1 protein-coding gene is annotated in these 250 nt (G+C 29.2%); it reads right to left on the bottom strand.

Going from position 1 to position 250, the window contains the following annotated elements; all coding sequences use genetic code 11:
- Positions 1 to 36: 36 nt before the first annotated feature.
- The coding region (locus tag SB717_RS38140) for a LysE family translocator (RefSeq protein ID WP_410908390.1) at positions 37 to 250 on the bottom strand (214 nt) is incomplete at its 5' end.

Raw genomic sequence — 250 nt, 5'->3', positions numbered from 1 at the left:
AAAAACCGAAAGTTTTAAACTCTCTCTATTACATATTTATTTTTGGAAAAATAGCCTAACTCCAAATACTAATAATACTGTGCCAGTAATACCCTCTATTGTACGGTTCACCTTTTCTTTTCTTAAAAAAGTTCTTAATTGACGTATTAGAGAGATATAAAGTAAATACCATATTGCTGTCAAAGTCGTAAATGTGAATCCCAACAAAAGAAATTGGAAGAAATGACTTTGATTACTCACAATAAATTGG

The sequence above is a fragment of the Priestia sp. SIMBA_032 genome (assembly GCF_046535215.1).
Classification (GTDB): domain Bacteria; phylum Bacillota; class Bacilli; order Bacillales; family Bacillaceae_H; genus Priestia; species Priestia aryabhattai.
The sequence above is the reverse complement of the archived record's forward strand: the minus strand, read 5'-3'. Positions and strand labels throughout refer to the sequence as shown.